12 protein-coding genes are annotated in these 23,695 nt (G+C 35.0%); all 12 read left to right on the top strand.

Annotation, left to right across the window (positions count from 1 at the left end):
- The first annotated feature begins 2 nt into the window (after window positions 1-2).
- The 12 genes from OZP12_RS13425 (at window position 3) to OZP12_RS13370 (ending at window position 23,668) form a co-directional block, all read left to right on the top strand.
- Complete coding sequence (locus OZP12_RS13425) at window positions 3-1,175, top strand: NAD(P)-dependent alcohol dehydrogenase (RefSeq protein WP_281225534.1); 1,173 nt, start codon at window positions 3-5, stop codon at window positions 1,173-1,175.
- 12 nt (window positions 1,176-1,187) lie between these two features.
- Entirely contained in the window at window positions 1,188-1,664 is a 477-nt protein-coding gene (locus OZP12_RS13420) for a cyclophilin-like fold protein (protein WP_281225533.1), read from the top strand.
- A gap of 338 nt (window positions 1,665-2,002) precedes the next feature.
- The gene (locus OZP12_RS13415; RefSeq protein ID WP_281225532.1) at window positions 2,003-2,821 is read left to right on the top strand and encodes an SDR family NAD(P)-dependent oxidoreductase; all 819 of its coding nucleotides are present in this window, start codon (window positions 2,003-2,005) and stop codon (window positions 2,819-2,821) included.
- Between the two features lie 58 nt (window positions 2,822-2,879).
- The gene (locus OZP12_RS13410; RefSeq protein WP_281225531.1) at window positions 2,880-3,776 is read left to right on the top strand and encodes a helix-turn-helix domain-containing protein; all 897 of its coding nucleotides are present in this window, start codon (window positions 2,880-2,882) and stop codon (window positions 3,774-3,776) included.
- 9 nt (window positions 3,777-3,785) lie between these two features.
- Window positions 3,786-4,241 (top strand): PaaI family thioesterase, encoded by a 456-nt coding sequence (locus tag OZP12_RS13405; protein WP_349293580.1) that lies wholly within the window; start codon window positions 3,786-3,788, stop codon window positions 4,239-4,241.
- Between the two features lie 329 nt (window positions 4,242-4,570).
- The gene (locus OZP12_RS13400) at window positions 4,571-5,476 is read left to right on the top strand and encodes a phospholipase A (protein ID WP_281225530.1); all 906 of its coding nucleotides are present in this window, start codon (window positions 4,571-4,573) and stop codon (window positions 5,474-5,476) included.
- A gap of 266 nt (window positions 5,477-5,742) precedes the next feature.
- A complete protein-coding gene (locus OZP12_RS13395) occupies window positions 5,743-6,114 on the top strand; it encodes an ArsR/SmtB family transcription factor (RefSeq protein WP_281225529.1) in 372 nt (123 codons plus the stop codon).
- An 876-nt stretch (window positions 6,115-6,990) separates the two neighbouring features.
- The gene (locus OZP12_RS13390; protein ID WP_281225528.1) at window positions 6,991-10,953 is read left to right on the top strand and encodes a DUF8693 domain-containing protein; all 3,963 of its coding nucleotides are present in this window, start codon (window positions 6,991-6,993) and stop codon (window positions 10,951-10,953) included.
- 1,263 nt (window positions 10,954-12,216) lie between these two features.
- Entirely contained in the window at window positions 12,217-12,663 is a 447-nt protein-coding gene (locus OZP12_RS13385) for a T9SS type A sorting domain-containing protein (RefSeq protein WP_281225527.1), read from the top strand.
- A 3-nt stretch (window positions 12,664-12,666) separates the two neighbouring features.
- On the top strand, window positions 12,667-19,107 hold the full coding sequence (locus OZP12_RS13380) for an FG-GAP-like repeat-containing protein (protein ID WP_281225526.1): 6,441 nt from the start codon (window positions 12,667-12,669) through the stop codon (window positions 19,105-19,107).
- The gene (locus tag OZP12_RS13375; RefSeq protein ID WP_281225524.1) at window positions 19,095-19,613 is read left to right on the top strand and encodes a hypothetical protein; all 519 of its coding nucleotides are present in this window, start codon (window positions 19,095-19,097) and stop codon (window positions 19,611-19,613) included. The genes OZP12_RS13380 and OZP12_RS13375 overlap by 13 nt, the downstream gene beginning before the upstream one ends.
- A gap of 230 nt (window positions 19,614-19,843) precedes the next feature.
- A complete protein-coding gene (locus OZP12_RS13370; RefSeq protein ID WP_281225522.1) occupies window positions 19,844-23,668 on the top strand; it encodes a T9SS type B sorting domain-containing protein in 3,825 nt (1,274 codons plus the stop codon).
- Window positions 23,669-23,695: the final 27 nt, after the last annotated feature.

The following is a 23,695-nucleotide window of genomic DNA, read 5'->3' as shown; positions in this document are numbered from 1 at the left end:
TCATGGAAAACAAACACAGCTCAAGAAGAAAATTCATCCAACAAACGGCACTTGCGAGTGGAGCTTTGCTACTAGCAAATCCACTGCAATTATTTTCAAACGAAATAAATACAATAACTATGAAGAATATTAAATCAAGAGGTTATGCTGGTAAAAATATAACGGATCCTTTAGAACAATGGAATTTTGAACGTCGTCCCGTTGGTGACGATGATATTTTAATCGATATTAAATTTTCGGGCATTTGCCATTCAGACATTCATACCGTTGAAGGACATTGGGGGCCACAGAAATATCCGCTTGTTCCGGGACACGAAATTGCAGGAATAGTATCGGCAGTTGGTAAAAATGTCACCAAATTTAAAATTGGGGATAAAGCCGGTATTGGTTGCATTGTTGATAGTTGCAGGAAATGTGATAATTGCAAAAAAGGTGAAGAGCACCATTGCGAAACGGGTATGACGGGAACTTATGGTAGTCCAGACACTACTTCACCATCGGACATAACTCAAGGCGGATATGCAAACAACATAGTTGTAAAAGAACATTTTGTAATCAAAATTCCAAATAATTTAGATTTAAAATATGCCGCTCCATTATTATGCGCCGGAATTACTACTTATTCTCCTTTAATGAGAGAAAACTTTAAAGAAGGTGATAAAGTCGGAATAATAGGAATTGGAGGTTTAGGTCACATAGCAGTTAAATTGGCTGTTTCTAAAGGTGCTGAGGTGTATGCTTTTACTACAACTGCCGATAAAAAAGCCGATATTTTATCTTTTGGTGCAAAAGAAGTAATTGTTGTAGATAGCATGGAAAAACTAAATCCTTATAGAGGAAAATTAGATTATATGCTTTCAACTGTTCCTTATGATTATGACTTGGCTTCATATGCCAATTGTGTAAAGCCTTATGGGAATTTCACCCAAGTAGGTATGCCTATTAACGGACATTTATCATTAAACAATTTTCAAATGATTTTCAATAGAGTAAATTTCAATGCGTCATTGATTGGTGGAATTCCTGAGACTCAAGAAGTAGTCGATTATTGTGCTCAAAATAATATACTTCCACAAATTGAAATTATAAATGCAAATGAAATTAATGATGCTTGGAAAAAAGTTGTAAATAACGAAGCAAGATATCGATTTGTGATTGACGCGGTAACATTTTAAAACCAAATTCAAATGAAATTTTTAATTAGTGCAATAATGGTTCTTACATCATTTTCGTTAAGTATTGCAAGTTGCAGTACGAATGAAACTGCTGAGCCAAATGCTACAAATCAATTAAATGACATTGGTAACCCAACAAATGGAACTATGAAAATAACTATAGGATCTTCAGTTTTTACGGCTACGTTTTATGACAATGCAACGGCAACGGCTTTTAAATCGATGTTGCCTCTCACCATTAATATGAGTGAACTAAACGGAAATGAAAAGTTTTTCTACTTTTCAAACACGCTGCCAACCAATCCTTCAGTTGGTGGTACTATTCAAGTCGGAGATTTGATGCTATATGGAAATAACTGTTTGGTACTTTTCTATGAAAGTTTCAATACATCATATAGTTATTCACAAATAGGAAAGATAACAAATACAACTGGGCTTGTGAACGCTTTGAGTAGTGGAAATATTGATGTGAAATTTGAACTGGAATAAAGCTCAATATTAAACTAAAAAGCAATTGCAGAAATTAACACCAGTAATTAATGAAAAGTGTTTTTTTATATTATATCCCTAATGAAATGAGAAGAACAGGAACATTTTTTAATTGAATAACAAAGCAACTCAACTACTCTAAAAGTTAAGCTAGCAATTAAATTTTGTTGATTTAGAAATAGACAACATAATATTAAGAGGTACAAATGCATTCTATGTTCTTTTGTAACCAAATTATGTTTCGTTAAAACGTTTCATTATTGCCCACTTTTGTATCATAATTACTTTGCAGGATTGACGGAGATTTGCCTTGATAGTAAAATACTAAAATTAATACAATGAAAAAAACAATTTTTATAACAGGGGCATCCCGCGGATTTGGAAAAATTTGGACAGAAACTTTTTTAAAACGCGGCGACAATGTGGTGGCAGCGGTAAGAAATACCGATTCATTAAAGGAATTGGTAACTGAATTTCCTAAAAATTTATTGGTTCTAGAATTAGATGTGACTGACAAAAAAGCATCCTTTGAAGCAATTTCAAAAGCAAAGAGCCATTTTGGAGCCATTGATGTATTAATCAATAACGCTGGTTACGGACATTTTGGAGCCATTGAAGAATTGGAAGAACAGGAAATCCGTTCGCAGTTTGAAACAAATGTGTTTGGTTTGATTTGGCTTACTCAGGCAGTTATTCCTATTATGCGCGAACAAAAATCGGGTCATATCATCCAGCTTTCAAGTGTTTTGGGCGTTATTGCATTGCCTACTTTAGGGATTTATAGTGCTTCTAAATTTGCTGTGGAAGGTTTGACAGAATCTCTGGCAGCGGAAGTGGCAAGTTTCGGAATTAAAGTTACTCTTGTAGAACCAAATGGTTATTCTACAGATTTTGCTGCATCATCTGCAGCACAAAGTAAACCATTGGAGCAATATGATGCTGTGAGAGCAGCACTTCAGGAAGGAAATAAAGAAGAAGATTATGGCGTGCCTGAAGCGACTGCAGAAGCGGTTTTAAAACTGGTAGATGCAGAAAATCCTCCGTTAAGATTGCTTTTAGGCAAAGCTGGTGTCCAATGGACTAAATACGCTTATGGCGAACGTTTGAAAACCTGGGAAGAGTGGCAGGATGTTTCTGAAGCGGCACATGGAAAATAAAGTTTAAATTTGCAGAATCCGATTCGTCGGGTTCTGCATTTCTTTTAAAATTAAACAGATGAATCATTTCGATAAAATAAGTAGTTACAATCAGGCTATCGGACTTAAAGCTCCCGAACATCCGTTGTTTTATATTGCTCGGGGCAATAAAGATTGTTGTGGTGTTGGCAAGGAATCCGAATTTACGGCTGATTTTTATATCATTATTTTCAAAAAGGTCGAATCGGGAAGTATGCAATACGGCAAAACAAAATACGATCATAACCGGGGAAAAATGTCATTCATTAAACCGAGACAGATTACTGGATGTAAAAACATTCGTTTAGAGGAAGATAGTTTTGTAATCCTCATTCACGAGGATTTTTTATCAGGAACAACAATGCATAATGAAATCAAGAAATATGCTTATTTTGAATACGAAGTAAATGAAGCATTACACCTTTCTCCAAATGAGGAAGAAACAGTTTGGAATCTGGTGTATGCGATGGAAAAAGAATACCACAACAACATTGATGATTATAGCAAATCCATAATTCTCAGTCACCTTAGTACCTTGCTTAAATATGCACAACGCTTTTACAAAAGGCAATTTATTAATCGCGAGGAATTATCTGGGGCTACATTTACAAAGTTCAATGAAATACTTTCTTCCTATTTTGAAGATGGAAAGAATATTGATTTTGGTCTTCCAACGGTAAGCTATATGGCAGAAAAACTCAACATTTCTTCACGTTATCTTAGTGATATGCTGAAACAAGAAACAGGAAAAACAGCTTTGGAGCTCATTCATTTCTTCTTGATTTCAGAAGGCAAGAATTTATTGATGGAAGGCAAAATGAACATTGCAGAAATTTCGATTTCTCTGGGATTCGAAAACGCCACTTATTTTTCCAGATTATTTAGAAAAGAGGTTGGGATGACTCCTTTTCAATTCAAAAATGGTTTCTTAAACTAGAGACTAACCATCAAAAATGCAAATATTATAGAAAATAAAAGACTTCAATTACTGCAGAGTTTTATTGGTAAACCATTTTCGGGTAGCCCCTCCCCATTTGCCAAATGGCTGAACGGGACGGTGATTTCTGTTGATGAAAAATCGGTTGAATTTCAATTTGAGGTAAGAAAAGAGATGACTAATCCGTCAGGAACACTCCACGGTGGGGTCATTTGTGGGATGTTTGATGATTGTATCGGTGTTAATTTTATGATTTTAGGTACAGAATATTTCTTCCCAACGATTAATCTAAATGTAGAATTTTTTAGTGTGGTAAAAGAAGGTGAAACTGTAACTGTAAAAACAAATATCATAAAAAGAGGAAAATCTGTAATCAATATAAAAGCCGATATGTTTAATTCTGAAAGAATTATTGCTTCAGCCACATCAAATCTTGTGATAAGCGAAATGACGATAAACATGTAGGTACATTTTTTATTCAATTTATTGGTTACGATTGATTTTGAAAATTATTTTTTTTGGAATAATTTATATGATAAAGGCAAATTGAATTGATTCCTAAATGATGGTAAAAGGACATAAAAATAGCCCATTTCGGAAGAAATGGCTATAATTTTGTTTGGATAAAAATTGTAAATTTACACACCAAGTTAAGGTTTCGATTACAGATGAATTTTAGTCTTTGCTTAAAGCTTGGGGTATTTAAGACATGAATTTTAAGTTTGCGAAGCATGTCAAATGAGATATTATTAAGAAAGAGATAGGCTTACTTTTATAGTATTTTAGAAAAAATCATGGAAAATTATTTAAAAAAAACATTGCAAATCTTAGTACTTTCTTTATTTGCGAGTACTTCTTTACTAGGACAATCGTCTATTTTTAAAAAAAGAGAATCGTATCAGACTCTTAATCAAATATGGGAGTTAGAACCTGAAACAAAAAAGGAACCTTTTTTGATTACTACCTATAAGCCGGTTTATGTTTTGCCTTTTCGATTTTCGAGCCATAGACGTGCTGTTGACTTTGTAGTGCCAGCTGATGAAGTTTCAACTGAGAAACCAATTCAATTGGACAATGTCGAAGCTACAATACAATTAAGTTTCAAGGCCAAAATAGCACAAAATATTTTTGGAAAAGGTGATTTATGGATAGCTTATACCCAAAAATCGTATTGGCAAGTATATAATGCCGAATTTTCAAGACCTTTTAGAGAGACCAACTATGAACCGGAAATTGTTTTTAACTATCCTGTTAAGTTTGATTTTTTGGGTTTGAAAACCAAAATGCTTGGGTTTGCTTTTAACCACCAATCCAATGGAAGAGAAGGCAATCAATTTTCTCGCAGTTGGAATCGTTTCATTATGCACGCTGGCTTTGAGGACAAAGATTGGAGTTTAATAGTTAGAACTTGGGTTGCTTTTCAAACCAATGAAAATCCCGATATCGAAAACTATATGGGCAGAGCCGATGCTACCTTTAATTACAGATTGAACAAACATTTATTGACCCTAAAAGCACAGCATTCATTACGAACCGGTGATGAAAACCACGGTAGTGTTGAATTCGACTGGGCTTTTCCAATTTATGGAAATTTAACGGGTTATGCTCAGTTTTTTCACGGTTATGGAGATGCAATGATTGATTATAATCAAATCCATACCATTGGAGGAATTGGGATTGTATTTGCAGGAACTTTATAAAAATATACCTTTGAATAATTTATTGAAGAGTGTATGAAAACCGCCAAATAAAAATAAGAGGCGAAGTTATTTTGAAAACAGAAGCGCAATTATCTCTGCCGAGTTTACTCTCGAGGATTTGAAAAAAGCTTTACACCTCTAAAAACATGAAAGGGACTAATTTTTAATGAATAAAAATTAGTCCCTTTTGCTAAAATATACTGGTGCAAAACGGTATTAATTATTATGTTATTCGTGTTTTTACGAACATGATAATTTTATGAAAAATGCCGGCTGTAATAACAAATCATTACACAGAAGAACAAGAACAAGCTGCCCGTTTTGCTAATGCTTTAGCACATCCGGTGAGGATAGCCATTTTACAACTACCCAATAATCAAACTTGTTGTTACCATGGTAATATGGCTGATGAATTGCCTATTGCGAAATCAACCCTTTCCCAGCATTTGAATGAATTGAAAGATGCAGAATTGATCCAAGGAAATATTACGCCGCCTACAGTAAGATATTGCATCAATAGGGACAAATGGAATTTGGCTATCCGTTTACTAAGCGGAGTTCTACCTCAGAATCTAGAACCAAATGTTGCTATAGTTGTGAATCCGGAACAATTAATAAATAAAGAAATTGTACCCTAATACTATCTGTTTTCAAAATTTAAGTAAAAAAATGAAAACAATTAAAGTACTTGGCCCAGGCTGCCCAAAATGCAAAACCACTTTTCAGAATGCGCAGATATCAGTCTCTTTTTTAGAAATATTGAAGCATAAAAGAGTCAGATTACTTTAATCATTATAAAGATTGAATTAATCATAAATAATACTAAGCTGTTGAATTAAGCATAATTGACCGTAAATCGCAGGTAATTTAATGTTGCCCAATACTAAATGTAAATTCCAGTACCGTTGACCAATTTAGGTTTCCATTTAAATTCGAAGGAAATTGAAATTATAATCTAATTGTAATTAGCTGATTTTTATCGAATAAAATGAATTTTATAAATGTGTTGGTTATCAATTTACACTGTTCAATTAAAATTGGATTAGGGGTTACCTTTTTTTCCAGTATACTGTACAGACAATAATTGTTGTATTGCAAACAAAACTTTTTGATCTACTTGTAAGCTATTCCGGTTTTAAAAAATCTTAATATTTTATTTTTCAACAACTTAGTGTATATGCAGGATAAAGATCCATATGAAATTCATTTTATCTTTTTTTTAATTTATAAGTAAATTTTTTATATTTGGAATCATACAAATATTACTTTTTATAAATAATAACGCATTTTATCTCATTAAAACAGCATTTAATCGTTTTTTGTATAATCCTATTTGTTTATGTTTTACTGAAGAACGACTAGCTTTTTATGAGGTTTTTTTTTGAGCAGTCTATGAATAAAGGTGTTTTTTGGTAAAGCTATTGTCGCAGTCTTAGAAATCATAATAAATTGATTTTTAATAGGGGACTGTTAGTCTTGAATTTTGGATTGATAAAATTTAAAAGAAGTGGGTTATGAGAAGAAATTTACTCTTGCTTATTTTTTGTGTTTTTTTACAAATGGAAGTGAATGGACAGACGTTCACCTATACACCTGCTTCGGGGGCTTTTATTATTCCGGCTGCAGCGGGTCTAAGTGTAAAAGTACAAGCATGGGGAGGTGGTGGAGCAGGAGGAGGTTCGACTAATGCTGGCCTTGGGCTAGCCAGAGGTGGTGCCGGAGGTGGTGGTGGAGCTTATGCTGAAAGTACATTTACAGTGTCTTTGGGTGCATCTTTAACCATAACGGTCGCAGGATCGGTTAATGGTAGTTCAGGAGCTGATGGTAGTAATGGTTTTGATTCTGTTGTGACTGGATTTTCGAGTGATGTTAAAGCGTTTGGGGGAAAAGGAGGAAAAGGAAATAGTGCCGGGGGGACACCAGTTGGAGGTGCTGGTGGTACTTATTTGGGAACTACGGGCTCTAATGGTAATTCAGGTTCTGGCGGTGCTACGGGTTTGCTAATTAGTTCAGGAGCTGGCGGTTCAGGAGCTGGTGTTGGAGGCGGCGCAGGTGGTGGTGCTATTGATAGCAATATTCTTGCTAATAGTTCAGGCAATGATGGTACTACCTTTGGAGGTGGAGGAGGAGGCGGAGTAACTACAGTTTTGGGAGGGAATCATGCAGGAGGTGCTGGGGCAGCAGGGAAGGTAGTTATTGGTTATATATGTCCAAATTATAATTCACTTACTTCGCCTGCAACAGGAACAAGCGCTTGTGCTCTTATAGGGACATCTACTATAACGTTGACTTCATCCACCGGACTACCAGTAGGGACTTATACTGTAACTTATAACACAAGTTTACCATCTCATACAGGACTTACAGCAACAATGACGGTATCTGTGGCAGGTACAGGAACTTTTACAGCTACAGGTTTAACAACTGCAGGAAATAGTATTATTACCGTAACAAAATTAGAATCAGGTCCTTGTTTTACCACTATAGATACAAACAATGTTGCAACTGTAGTAGTAAATGCTTCACCGGCCATCACGGTACAACCTGCGACTCCAGCCGCAACTTGCGAAGGAGCAGATACACAAACAATATCGGTTACTGCAACCGGAGCGGGATTAACTTATTCATGGAGAAAAGACGGTGTTGTAGTATCAAATAGCAGTGTTATTGGTGGGCAAGGGACGAACACACTTACTTTTACAAATCCACTTGCAGCAAACGCAGGTAGTTATGATGTTGTAATTGCTGGAACATGTGCTCCTACTGTAACATCGAATGCGGTAACGGTAGCAATAAATACTGCTCCGTCAATCACGGTTCAGCCAACTGTACCAACGGAGACATGTTCGGGAAGTGGTACTCAAATTATGTCGGTTACAGCAACCGGAACAGGATTGACTTATTCGTGGAGAAAAGACGGTGTTGCGGTATCAAATAGCACTGTTGTTGGTGGACAAGGAACAGCAACACTTACTTTAATAAATCCAATTGAGCCAGATGGTGGAAGTTATGATGTTGTGGTTAGCGGAACATGTACGCCCGCTAAAATATCAAATACAGTAGCAGTAGCGATAATTACTCCATTATCTGATCCTGGCGGAATTTCAGTAAATGGGGCAGCAGCTGGCACAGTAACGACCTATTGCGCCTCAACTTCAGCTGTATTTAGTGTTGCTGCCGTAGCCGATGCTAGTGACTATAATTGGATTGTTCCTAATGGATGGACAATAGTGAGTGGTCAAGGAACTACCACGATAACCGCTACTACCGGTAGTAGTGCTCAAACTGGTAATGTTTCTGTCTATACCAGTAATTTATGTAATACTACATCAAGTTCTCAATGGATTGCTTTGAGTACTATTCCTCCAATCGCCCCAACAATTGCATTAGTACGGCCAGATTGTACCAATCCAACAGGAGCCATCACAGTTACCAAACCGGTACCCGTTACAGGAATTGTGTATATCATCACCGGTACTAATCCTGTAGTTGCTGCTGTAAGCAATTCAACGGGAGTATTTACAGGATTATCAAGAGGAGATTATACGGTAACGTATCAAAATGGATCAGGTTGTGTTTCAGCAGCGCAAACTGTTTCTATCCAAGCGGCAAATGCCAATACTTGGGATGGGACAAAATGGTCTAAGACCAACGATACAATGCCTCCTACATCGGGCGATGTTATTGTTTTTAATGGGAATTATGACTTAAATGTAGATATAGAAGGTTGTTCCTGTCAAGTGAATGCTGGTTACACAGTGACGATTCCCAGCGGAAAGACAATGACGATTACCAATGGAGTGAGTAACGGGGGAACTTTAATTTTTGAAGATGACGCCAGTTTGATTCAATTCAATGATGCCGCGGTGAATTCTGGCTCAATTACTTATAAACGCATCACTGCTCCAATGAGGAATTTTGATTTCACGTATTGGTCTTCTCCTGTGGTAGGGCAAAAATTATATGATTTGTCACCCAATACGTTGTGGGACAAATATTTTAGTTACGAAAATGGTAGTTGGCAAGTTTATCCATATGGTGTCGGTACGATGGATGCTGGAAAAGGATACATTATCCGTGTTCCAAAACCAAATTCAAGCTATTTAAATGGAAATGATAATTGGACTGGATCTACATATGCCCAGCCAGTTGATTTTATTGGGGTTCCGAATAACGGTTCCATCACAATTGCCACACAAGGAGATGGGAAGGATAATTTAATAGGAAATCCTTATCCTTCGGCAATCGATGCAGATTTGTTTATTACTGAAAATGCTAGCCTTATTGGTGGAGCATTGTATTTTTGGACACACAACACAGCTATTGCTCAAAGTGGCTCGTTTTATGTTTATAGTTCCAGTGATTATGCAAGTTATACTTTAACAGGAGGTACAGGAATTTCTTCAGGTAATTTTGTAGATGTCAATAATAATGGTGTTTGGGATTCAGGAGAAGTAGAAATGAGTTCTAATAAGCCTTCCGGAAAAATTGCTGCGGGTCAGTCCTTTTTTGTGATGAGTAGTGCTTCTGGCAATTTTAACTTTAATAATTCGATGCGTATTTCTGCATCGGGGTCTAATAGTCAGTTTTTCAAGTTGTCTGAAATCAAGAAAAGAACAGGAAAGATTGAGAAGAACAGAGTTTGGTTGAATTTAAGCAATTCAGATGGTGCTTTCAAACAAATGTTGGTTGGTTATATCACGGGAGCTACCAATGATATAGATAATTTGTATGATGGTATCAGTTATGACGGAAACACCTACGTCGATTTTTATAGTGTTAACAAAGAAAAGAAACTTACCATACAAGGACGTGCTTTGCCTTTTGATAAAACAGACAAGGTGCCTTTGGGGTACAGAAGTACAATAGAGGGAACTTTTAAGATAAGTATTGATAAAGCAGATGGGGAATTGACCAATCAAAGCGTTTTTATTGAAGATAATGTAACCAAGACACTTCATAATCTAAAGGATGGGGCGTATTCATTTTCTACAGCGAAAGGAACTTTTGATAATCGTTTTGTGTTGGTTTATGTAGATAAAAATGCAGTAGTTACTAACACTCCGGTCGTGGTAAATCCTCCAATAGTTGTAGCCCCACCTGTAACAGTTGATCCTCCTGTGGTAATCAGCCCACCAGTGGCAGTAAATCCTCCTGTCGTGGTTAATCCGCCGATGGTAGCAAATCCTCCTGTAAGCATTGTAGGCTCAACTATTGATAAACCCATTGATGAGAATAAAAACAAAGAAATTATTATCTCTGTTAAAAATCGCTTGGTAAAAATTAACTCTTTTGACGAGATTATAGAATCTGTCCTAATATATGACTTAAGAGGAAGGCAGCTTTACGAAACCCGCAGTGTAAAAAGTAATGAATTTGCAATATATAGTTTAAGTTCAAGTGAGCAAATGTTAGCTGTTAAGATTCAATTGACTAGCGGACAGTGGATCGCAAAGGAGATTTTTTTTAAGAATTAATTTGAAATAATATTTTTTTTCAATCTCATTCCGTTAATTCAGAATGGGATTTTTTTACTTGAAATACATACTGTCTTATTAACCACACTGCATTTAGGTAATATTGATTTTTAAATCTGTAAAAATCTCCAAATATTGTGGTGCATTTTTAAAAAACTAAATTTGGTTTATGCGTGTACTAAATAAAAGAAGATCTTCAAATAAGGCGTTCTTATTAAATTATTATGTGATTTAATTATTTAGAATTTTTACAGTCGTTTTTGTATGTGTTTTCTCTTTTTCTTCTTCAATTACTTAGGCAAATAATCATACGTCATTTCCGGTTGCAATAAAGAATCGATTAGTTTACAAATTTTGGTTCGAACCCCTCATCGTCCACCTTTTTTAAATAGCCTCATGAGATGCCTTGTTTTGGTGATTCTTTTGGTTCGAAATTCATTTTTTAAATTTATTCAATTTTCCTCACTACCTATATTTAAAGGATTAATTGATTCGAAGATCTTATCGTCAATATTAAACAACATCCTTTTTGAGATAATTATATAATAACGAAAAAATTATAGCTGTTCTAAAATCATCAAATTCATAGAATTACACTACATATATTTAGGTATGCCAAATGGGAATCCTGTTGAATCGTTAGTTAACGCATTTAACTTTCTATTTTTCTATCAAATATCAAGGTCCTACCTTCTGAAATGTCGCGAGGTGGATTATATCGAAAGTATACTGTTCTGTAATATCAATTTTCCAAATATTGTAAACGATTATTGAATGCAGAAAAAAGTGCTTGTCGAATGATAGCATAAAGGGTGCTATAATTAAATTATCACTTTAAGTTAGAAAACCAACATCTAAAAGACGTTGTTACTTATTAATCTGACTTACAATATCGTATAAAAAAAAGCAGGTTATAGTCAAAATCACTAAAAGTGGGTATTGTGCTTTTAGTCTCACAAGTTTATATTTGTAAAAGATACACTTATAAATTGTTTTGAATTGAAATCACTAAATATATTTTTGAATCTGCTACTAACAATTTTGCTGCTTATTTCCAATACAGTAAAATGCTTCATTTTTAAAATATTTTACTTAAAAACAACCTTTTTTGTTGAAGGTTTTTTTTATACCTACTATTCATCAGTTCTCATTCTGCTTAATCTAAAACGATATTTTACAATTGGATAAATAAATTCAAGTCAAGACTTATATATGTAAATACCTCCAAAATCAATCAAATTATTAAATATTAACCTATGAAATATGAAAAAAACTTTACTTTTTTTATTACTTGTGTCCCTATATAGTCAGGCGCAAGATAAAATTTCGTTTACCTATGATACCGCCGGCAATCAAACACAAAGGAAACTTTGTGTTAATTGTCCAACTGCTAAATCTGCGAAAACAGAAAAAGAGATTTTAGCACTTACTGAAAATGAATTAGAGAAATTCTCACCTGAGGATCAATTTTCGTATTATCCAAATCCTGTAAAAGAGGAATTATTTCTTTTTTGGAAGGAATCCAATACTTCAATACTTAATTCAATTCAGGTTTACTCGATTACCGGACAATTACTTCAGACCTATGTCGTAAAAAAGAAAGGGGACTCATCTCAAAACATTCCTTTCAATACTTACCCGACTGGAACATATATAGTGCAGCTTAACTACTCTGACTCTTCTAAAAACATAAAAATATTAAAGCAATAGCATATGAAAAAATATTACTTTTTACTTCAGCTTTTTTGCTGTTCTTTTATGTCAATTGCCCAAATCAGCCAAGGAAAATTGGTTGATGGTGTACAGCCAATCACTAAAGTTTCTGAAAATCCAACAAATAGTTCTTCGTTGAATTTCATGCAGGCAGTTAGTGCATCAGCATCTCTAATGTCAACACCTACAGGAGGTTCTAGTGAAGTAGGGATAACTAAAGGGCAATTGTCCGTTTCTCCCTCAGGAGGATCAAGCTATACAATCCCAATTGCTGTGCCTCCAGGTATTAATGGCGTAGTACCTCAAATTAATTTAGCTTATAATAGTCAAAGTGGTAATGGCGTAGCTGGTTGGGGGTGGAATATTGCAGGAATCTCTGCAATTACAAGAATAGGAGCTACTAAATATCATGATGGAACAATTGATGGTGTAGATTTTGATGATCTAGATCGATTTGCATTTGATGGACAGCGATTAATGATAAAAAATGGCACAGGAGGGACTTATGGAGGAAGTGGTACCGAATATGAAACAGAGAATTTTTCAAATATTAAAATTACTTCTTATGGAACTCATCCCAGTGGTGCAAATTATGGGCCGGCTTATTTTATAGTACAATATCCTGATGGTTCAAAAGCTTATTATGGAAATTCCTCAGATTCTCGTTCCATTACCAACTGGAATATTACGTATTGGGAAAATCCACAGGGAGTAAGAATCTCGTATTATTATAATCAATCCAATAATTGCACTACAATTAGCAGTGTCAAATATGGGAGTAAAGATGCTAATACTCCTATAAATAGTATAGATTTTATTTATCAAACTAGGCTGCGACCAGAACAAAGTTATACAGGGGGGCAAAGTATAATTCAGGACAAGATATTAAATCAAATAACAGTTGTTGGTAATGGTGTGTCTTTTCGAAATTATGTATTAAATTACGAAACCACGACTTTGGGTTATGAAAGGCTTGTGGGAATAACTGAAAAATCAGGAGATAATACTAAAAGTTATAATCCTACAAATTTTGGCTATGAAACAACTCCTCAAACTGTTTATGGATCTGAAATAACATCAAGTTTAAGTGTTGGAAATATTACTCAATCCAATGCTAGAACCGTTGCAGGTGATTTTGATGGAGATGGTAGTATGGACTTTATCCTTTACCCAACTACTATGAATAAATATTGGATATTCAATAATATCACAGCTGGTAGTTCGACCAATATGGGTTGGTTGCATAATGTTGGTTTTTTCAACGAAATTTTTCCGGTAAATTATATTAATTATGCCAATAAATTAATGCCTTTACAAGGGTATACAGTAGTTACAGGTTATAATACATTTACCACTTACGCTTTAACATCCTATGGTATAGTACAACAAGCACAAAAGATAATTAATTTTCCAAAATTCGAGTTAAACTACTATATGTATTGTGATAGTTGGGATCCAACTGATGAGCCAGTGGATCCCATTGAAATGCACTATGAGGGTGATATAGCTAAAAAATTTCTTAGTGGAGATTTTAATGGTGACGGAATTACCGATGTAGTAGCAATCGACCAAGAGGTTTATTATCCATACCAAGATGATTGTCATTATCCTGAAACCTATCAAACCTATCCCGGTGGAAATTTACATTTCATTAATCTAGATCAAAGAATACCAGCTCCTCCGCTTAGCTATTCAGCAGGAGCCATCTATATAACTAATTCGACCAAGTATGAAATAGCAGATTTTAACGGTGACGGTAAATCCGATCTTTATGTTTTTAATCCTGGCTATGTTAGAATTTATACGATGAATGATAGCGAAACATTTGAATTACTCTATGAAAATAGTAGTTATGATTCTAATATTGCATCAGACAAGCCAGCATTGTTTGGAGATTACAATGGTGATGGTAAATCTGATTTTATTATTCCTAATAGCACTGGAAGTAGCATATGGCACAAATATTCTTCTACAGGTACTGTACTTGTAAAAGAAAGCCAAACATACAGTGGAATTAATTTTCAAGCCAATACTTCAATTTACAACTACAGTGTAATTCCAACAGATTATAATAATGATGGAAAAACAGATTTACTATATACAGCTTCCAGTAGAGGGGCAGGTTATAATGTTGGAAGTTTAGATGTTACTTGTTACATTAATAGAAATGGTGTTTTTTCAAATTCAGGAGGGAATTATTATAGTGCCAGCATAAAAGATAAACCAGAAATTTATGCAAACGCTATGCCTATTTTCTTGAACCCCAACCAGAGGAATCAAAAATTAGAATTGGCTTTTATTAATAGTAACAAAATATTTTATTTCAAGTCTAATAAAGATTTTAACAAGGAACAATTGTTAAATTCGATAACTGACGGGAATGGAGTTGTCGAAAACATTTACTATAAACCGCTCATTGAACAATCTTATGATGAAATTGGACAAGTTTATTCTAATAGCAATTTTACTGAAAATTATCCCAATATGGATATTTCTGGAGTGCCAACTTTTCAGGTGGTAAGTAAACTAGAAAAAATAAGTGCAACAAGTTATAAAAAACAATTATTTAGCTATTATGGAGCAGTTTCCAATGTAGAAGGTCTTGGTTTTTTAGGTTTTAGAGGAATACTGAGTACTAATTGGTTTGATGGTACTACTACAAATATGCTCTCTTCTGTAAGTAGAAATGATATCAGCCTTAGAGGTGTACCGATTGAAAATTATACAGTATTGGGGGCAGCGTTAGCGCAGCAATCAGCTCCAAGCTCTTTTATAAGTAAATCAATTTTCAACTATAGCAGTGTATTACTGCCCAATAAGGTTTATGAAATTAAAACAAACTCTAAGCAAGAATTCAACGGATTAGATGGAACTAACTCAGAAATAGTATATAATTATGATGGTTACAATAATCCTATACAAACCATTTTAAATGTAAAGGAAGGAGGTTCAACGGTTCAAACTACCACAACAAATTATAGTTATGACGACCAACCGACTGCTTCAACTTATTATATTGGGCGTCCAATTAGTAAAAATACATCAATTACAGGATCTGGTGATACTATGACAAGTGAAGAATTGTACAGATATACAAATCATTTGCTGACTCAAGTTAAAAAGAAAGGACATAATACCAATTACATTACCGAAGACAATGTATATGATGCTTATGGTAATATTACCAAAAAAACAATTACGGCATCCGGATTGACTCCTAGAGAGACAAATTATGAGTACGATTCTTCAGGAAGGTTTTTAACCAAAAGCACAGATATCGAAGGACTGGCAACAGTATTTGCATATAACGCGAACAATGGTACACTCCTTTCGGAGACCAATCCTTATGGATTGACGACTAGTTATACTTATGATTCATGGTTCAAAAAAATAAATGCTACTGATTATTTAGGTAAAAATATGGCAGTGACTTATACCAGAAGTGGAGGAGATTATCTCATTGGTACCAATGGAGATGACGGTAGCGCTACAGAAGAAATATTTGACGATTTAGGTAGGAAAACACAATCAGGAGTAAAAGACATTAGTGGTAATTTTTCTTATATCTCTTACCTTTATGATATTTACGATAGAAAAGTAAAAGTAAGTGAACCGTTTTCCGGAGGAAGTCCCTCTCAATGGAACGAAACCCAATATGATGATTATGGCAGGATAACACAAAATATCGCTTTTACCGGTAAAACAACCAGTATTAGCTATTCGGGATTGACTGTCACAGCAAGTGATGGTGTTAAAACCAAGACTTCTACCAAAAATGCCATGGGCAACGTAGTTAGTATGACAGATAGTCCAGGAGGAACGATTGCTTATACTTATTTTGCCAATGGTAATCTCAAATCGACCAATTATGATGGGGTGACAACAACTATTGAGCAGGATGGTTGGGGTAGAAAAATCAAATTAATAGACCCATCAGCTGGAATTTACACCTATACTTATAATGATTTAGGTGAAGCTTTGACCGAAACTACACCAAATGGCACTACAACTTACACCTTAAATGGACAAGGAAAGCCGACCCAAAAAACAATTGTAGGAACCAATACCAATAGTTCAACCACTTACACTTATGATGGTGGTACTAAATTACTCACGGGCTGTACTTTTGTCGATATTTTAGAAAATAGTGCGACTATAACGACCAGCTATACTTATGACAGTAGTAAAAGGCTTTCGAGTACTTCTGAAACTACGCCTTATGCTTCATTTAGCAAGCAGCTTACTTATGATGGATTTGGTAGATTGAATACAGAAACTTTAACAGCTAGTACAGCTGGAAAATCTAGTGGTAAAACAATACAACATACCTATCAAAATGGACAGTCTTGGCAAATTATCGATCCTTCCTTTTCTCAGGTATTGTGGCAAACCAATTCGGTCAATGCTAGAGGGCAGCTTACTGGAGCCACGATGGCCAACGGCAATATAGGCCTTGCCAATACCTATGATTCGTATGGTTTTATTACCCAAACCAAACAGGATAGGTTGATCGCATCTCCGGGAAATATTTATACATTCAATACTGCATTTGATGCCCAGAGAGGTAATTTAACAAGTCGCACCAATAGTTTATTTAATTGGAGCGAGAGTTTTACCTATGATAGTTTAGATCGTTTGACTAGCTTTAAAAATACGGCTGGTGTGACAGAAACGCAAAGCTATGATGATAGAGGAAGGATAACTCAAAATGCAGTTGGAACCTATAATTATACAAATAATTCTGCAGTTTATCAAAACACATCGGTGACGTTAACACCTAATGTCCTTTCATATTATCAGACAAACCATGAGCAAAACGTAACTTATAATGCCTTTAAAAGTCCTTATCAAATAGAAGAGGTTGGAAAAGATAAAATTAATTTTACGTACAACGATGGCAACGATCGTAGCACAATGTTCTACGGTAGTTTAAATAATGACAAACTGTTACGACCCTATCGCAAATACTATTCTGCCGATGGCAGCATGGAAATAAAACATAATATTCAGACCGGGGCTATAGAGTTTGTAACTTATATAGGGGGCGATGCTTATAGTGCACCTTTAGTTTTAAAAAGTGATGGAACAACCCAAAATTATTTATATTTACAACGCGATTATCAAGGCAGTATTATTGCCATTACCGATGCATCAGGATATGTATTGGAAAAACGCCTTTTTGACGCCTGGGGAAATGTTTTGGTGCAGGATGGCGCGGGTAATACGCTAAACGGTCTTACTATTTTGGACAGGGGGTACACGGGACATGAACATTTGCAAACAGTAGGCTTGATAAATATGAATGGTCGTATTTACGACCCTAAATTGCATAGATTTTTACAGCCGGATAATAATGTACAAGACCCGTTTAATACTCAAAACTATAATCGTTATGGGTATGTTTTAAACAATCCTTTAAAATATACGGATCCAAGTGGAGAGTTTTGGAATATTGTTATTGGCGCCGTAATCGGGGGAGTTGTGAATTGGGCCACGCATGGTTGCCAATTTAATACCACGGGACTCGCTTATTTTGGAGTTGGAGCTGTAGCAGGGGCTTTGACGGCCATGGGAGCTGGCGGAGTTAGTTCAGCACTTGCTGGAGGTTCTTTTTCTGCTGGAGCATTGGGGACTGCAGCAGCTTGTTCAGTAGGTAGTGGTTTTGCTTCAGGTGCAGTCGTAGGTGCGGCTGGTGGTTTAGCAGGAGGGTTTACTTCTGGTTTCGGCAATGGTTTAGTAGAGGGTAAGAATATTGGAGATTGTTTTAAAAATGGTATTAAAGATGGGGCATTGGGAGCAATTACCGGTGGTGTCATTGGTGGAATTGCTGGGGGTATAGATGCAGCACTAGATGGAAGAAATTTTTGGAGTGGAAAGGGGCAATCTATTGATGCTGTAAAAGTCCCTGCAAATACAGTTTGTAGCGATGAGTATACAAGTAATGTAGAAATGAGAGCCGATTATAATAACAATATTGGTTCAAGAGACGGATTAAGCTTAGAACAAGTTGAAAAGAAATTGAATACATCGGTTGCTTTAGGTGGAAATGGGAATTTACCTTCAGGATGGAATTTAGATGCTAATGGAGGATTAACTGATGGGTCTACGACTGCTGCGGGTATTACAGTTCGTAGCTATTCCGGCGGAATTGCTAATAAAATGTCTTCAAATATATTTATGTCTCCCTCCGTAAAAGGATATGATTTAAATATTAGGAATATGTTATTTAAACATGAATTTATGCATGCGTGGCATATGAGTTCAGGATTTGGTGGCTATAATACATATTCAGAAAGAGCAACTTCTTCTTTTAGCGTAGCTTATTGTAATGCTTATGGTTATGGTTTTATGTCAAGCACATGGAGGAGTGATATAGGATCTTACCCAGCTCAATTTAACTGGACAAAATTTAATAAAATAATACCATTATGGATAAAATAATAAAAATATTTATACTGGCACTAGTATGTTTATCATGTACAAATAAGGAGAGGTTTGAGAGAGATAATAATAAAATAATTTTCCGATACAGTAGGTTTATTACAGTCGATTTTGATGAAAGAATAATAAAAGTTAATTACGCAGGGTTAAAATATTCAAGCGTAATTAATCTTTCCAATAGGGAGGACTCTTTAATAATAAATTCTTTTAATAAAAATAAAATTTATGAGGTCGATGGGGAATTTGCATATCCTGATTGCCCATGGTTAATGCCAAGTTTTGAAGATAGAATTGAAATATATATTGATAAAAAATTGAAGTCAAGAATACTTATTAATAGTAAGCCAAATTGTGTTTCTAAAACGCCTTCTGTTTCAAGTCAAGAATATAGAATAGTTCAATTTAAAGATGATATAAAAAAAATATTGGAAAATAATGGAGATTTTAAAATATCTTTAGATACATTAAAGAAATTTCAAAAACAAAAAAAAGTACTTTTTTTGTAGAATTATTTCGTTAATTCAAGCGGAAACAATCTCAGCGGTTGACGTGATTCCTCCCACCGTCTTGTTTGTAAGGAGTTCCTAGTTACATTAAAGTACAAATGGGAGCGTTTGCAAAGCGGTTAGATAAAACAGAAGTAACTTTAAACGGGTTTACTTCTGTTTTTTATTTGAGATTGTAAACTAGATATAAATAAACAAGGTTAAAACGACATATTTAGAGAATTAATTTTATGAAATATAAATTACTTTTTTCACTTTTACTATATACTACCCTTGTATTCTCCCAGCAAGAAGCAAGTAATTGGTATTTTGGGAGTCGTGCCGGAATAAAATTTCTAGCTGACGGTAGTGTTACTGCTTTACCCAATAATGCAATGACAGCGCAACATGGTTGTGCAACAGTTTCAGATGGAAATGGTAATTTGTTATTTTATTCTAATGGCGAAAAAATTTGGAATAAAAATCACCAAATCATGAGTAATGGAATGAATTTGTTAGGTAGCATTTATTCAACCCAATCGGTATTTATTTTAAAAAAACCAGGCTCATCTAATTTATTTTATGTTTTTACCCTTGACATAGTTGCGAATAATAGCGGATTTAGATATTCTGAAGTAGATATGAATTTAGATGGTGGGCTAGGAGCGGTAACTGCCAATAAAAATATACTACTTTACACACCCAGCTGTGAAAAAATAGCTGTCGTTAAACATGCAAACGGTGTCGATTATTGGGTTGTAACCCATGGTTGGAACAGTAATAGATTTTATTCTTATTTAGTAACTGCCTCCGGCATAAGCAGTACTCCAGTGGTAAGTAGTTCCGGATCAGTTATAGATAATACGCCGGCTGGTTCAATAGATGCTAGTGGAGGTATGAAGATTTCTCCAGATGGCAGTAAATTAGCATTGTGCAATCAATTCTTATATGATGTAGAATTATTTGATTTTAATACTACAATAGGCACTGTTTCTAATGCAAATATTATTCTGAAAGAAAATTCAGGTCAAACTTATAGCATAGAGTTTTCATCAAACAGTAAAGTTTTGTATGCTTCATTGACAACAAATGGTATTTTATACCAATTTGATTTAAAAAGTCCCAATATAGCCTCATCAAAAATTGAAATTGCAAAAACATACAATTCCAATGGAGATTTACAGATTGGAATTAACAGTAAAATTTATTTGACTGCTTTTTCAGGGACTTCTAAATTAAGTGTAATTAATAATCCTGATATTTTGGGATTAGGCTGTGATTTTCAATATGATTCAGTTTCTATGGCCGGTTCCCAATTTTATGGATTACCAGTGTTTTGTGCTTCTGTTTTTAATCAATTTTTTGCCGTCAAAAAATTATGTTTTGGTGATACTTCTGAATTTGCTTTAACAACAACTGAACCTGTTACATCAGTAATTTGGAACTTCGGAGATGGAAATACATCGACATTAAGAAATCCAACTCATGTCTATACAAGATCAGGGACTTATACAGTTTCAGTTTTGGCGACGAGTGCTACTGGCACAAGCACAAAAACAAGAGACATTACTATTTCGCCTATTCCTACAGCAACACAGCCTCAAGATATCTTGGCTTGCGGTACTAATAATGATGGATTGTTCAACTTCGATTTGACCACACAAAGCACTACGATTCTTAACGGACAAGATCCAAATGTTTGCGTTATTAAGTATTTTGCCAATGCCGTGGATTATGTAAATAAAATAGCTATTCCATCTCCAAGCAATTATATTAATAAAGTTCCTTATCAGCAAGAAACTATAATTGCTGAGGTTTCCAATAAAACCAATGGGGAATGCAAAAGCACGACAACTTTCAATATTGATGTTTTTGATACTCCAAAACCAAGTACTGCGATTCCTAAGATTATTACTTGTGATAACATCAGCGTTGGAACAGATGCAGATGGTTATTCATTATTCAATTTGACTCAAAGAGCAAACGGAATATTAAACGGTCAATCTGCAACACAATTTTTGATATTGTATTATAAAGATATTGGGTTGACACAGCCTATTTTGACCCCAACGGCCTATCAAAATACCAATCCAACAGAAACCATTTATGTAAAAGTAGCCAACAAAGACAATCCGAATTGTTTTGCTGTAACTTCATTCATAATTGAAGTTTTTGCGTTACCGGTTATCAATAGCATTGTTGACTTAAAACAATGCGATGATGATATTGATGGTTTTAGTGTTTTTAATTTGGAAGAAGCAATCAACAAGATAACGGTAAATGCAGCATCGGAAACAATCACTTTTTTTAAAACGGCTTTGGATGCGAATAACAATACTAATCCCATTCCGAATCCAACAAACTATACCAATCAAATTGTCAGTGTGGACAAAGTATTCGCGAAGGTAACCAACAGTAAAGGGTGTTTTAGAATCGCCCAAGTGAACCTTATAGTTTCCACTACACAAATTCCGCTAAATTTTAAAAGAAATTTTACTCAATGCGACGATGCAGTTTCGGGTACCAATACCGATGGAATTGCTTCTTTTGATTTTAGCGGGGTTACCAACCAAATTCAGAGTATTTTTCCAGTTGGTCAACAATTGGATATTAGCTATTATAGAAATTTGCCTGATGCGTTGGCTGAAAAGAATGCGATTCAGGATATTTCGAATTATAGAAATATTGGTTATCCAAATACCCAAAATATTTACATCCGTGTAGATAGCAGATTAAACAACGATTGTTTAGGACTAGGAAGCCACATTACTTTGACAGTGGAGCATATTCCTGTTGTTCAGCCGATGAAACTAAATCATTGTGATGATAATCAGGATGGGCTTTATGCATTTGACACTTCGGCTATTCAGACTATTTTATTGAACGGATTAACGAATGTCAAAGTTTCTTATTTTGACCGAAATAACAATCAGTTGCCGAGTCCATTGCCTAATCCATTTATTACCGGATCACAAAATTTAAAAGTAGTTGTTACCAATATGACTTCAACGGCTTGTTCATTTGATACGACTTTGCAGTTTATAGTCGATGATTTGCCTGAAGCTTTTCCAATTGCTGCAGCTTTGACAACGGTTTGTGATGATGAAGCAGATCCGGTTTTGCAGGATGGAAAATTTGCTTTTGATACCTCCGGTTTTCAAACCAGAATTTTGGGAGGACAAACCGGAATGACGGTTAACTATTTTGATGGTAACAATAATGCTCTTTCCAGCCCGTTGCCTAATCCTTTCATAACTTCTACACAAAATGTGAAAGTGGAAGTGGTTAATCCTGTGAATCCTTCCTGTACCGCAACAACAATAATTCCTTTTGTGGTGAACCCGGTGCCGAAAATTCAATTAACAGGAGATGAATTGGTGTGCAGTGATTTGCCGACTTTTACCAAAGTTATTAATGCAGGATTACTGGACGTGACTCAAAAAGCAACTTGCACTTATAGTTGGACATTAGACGGAAATCCAATTGTGGGCGAGACGAATTATGATTTGACGGTCAATAAAAAAGGAATTTACAAAGTGGAGACAACCAACGATCAAAGTTGTTCCAGAACAAGAACCATCACTGTAAATGCATCGGATAAAGCAAGTGTAGAAGTAAATATTGTTGATTTGTCAACAGATAATAGTATAACTGTTTTGGCTAAAGGAGCGGGGGATTACGTTTTTTTCCTGGATAATGAAAATGGGGATTATCAAACTAGCAATATGTTTACTAATGTTCCTGCAGGAATTCATACTGTTTATGTAAAAGATTTAAATGGCTGTGGTATTGTTCCAAAAGAAGTTGCCCTTTTAGGAATACCTAATTATTTCACACCTAATCAAGATGGATACAATGACACATGGAACATAAAAGGCGTGAATAGTGATTTTAACACCCAAACAACTGTTCGTATTTTTGATCGTTACGGCAAGTTGCTAAAAGAAATCAACCCGATAGATGATGGTTGGGATGGCACTTATATTGGCCAGCAAATGCCAGCCACTGATTATTGGTATTCCATTCAATTACCAGATGGCCGAATCTTTAAAGGACATTTTGCTTTGAAGAGATAATAAAAATTAGGTTAAGAACTATTTCCC

The organism is Flavobacterium aquiphilum (assembly GCF_027111335.1).
Taxonomy (GTDB): domain Bacteria; phylum Bacteroidota; class Bacteroidia; order Flavobacteriales; family Flavobacteriaceae; genus Flavobacterium; species Flavobacterium aquiphilum.
The sequence above is the reverse complement of the archived record's forward strand: the minus strand, read 5'-3'. Positions and strand labels throughout refer to the sequence as shown.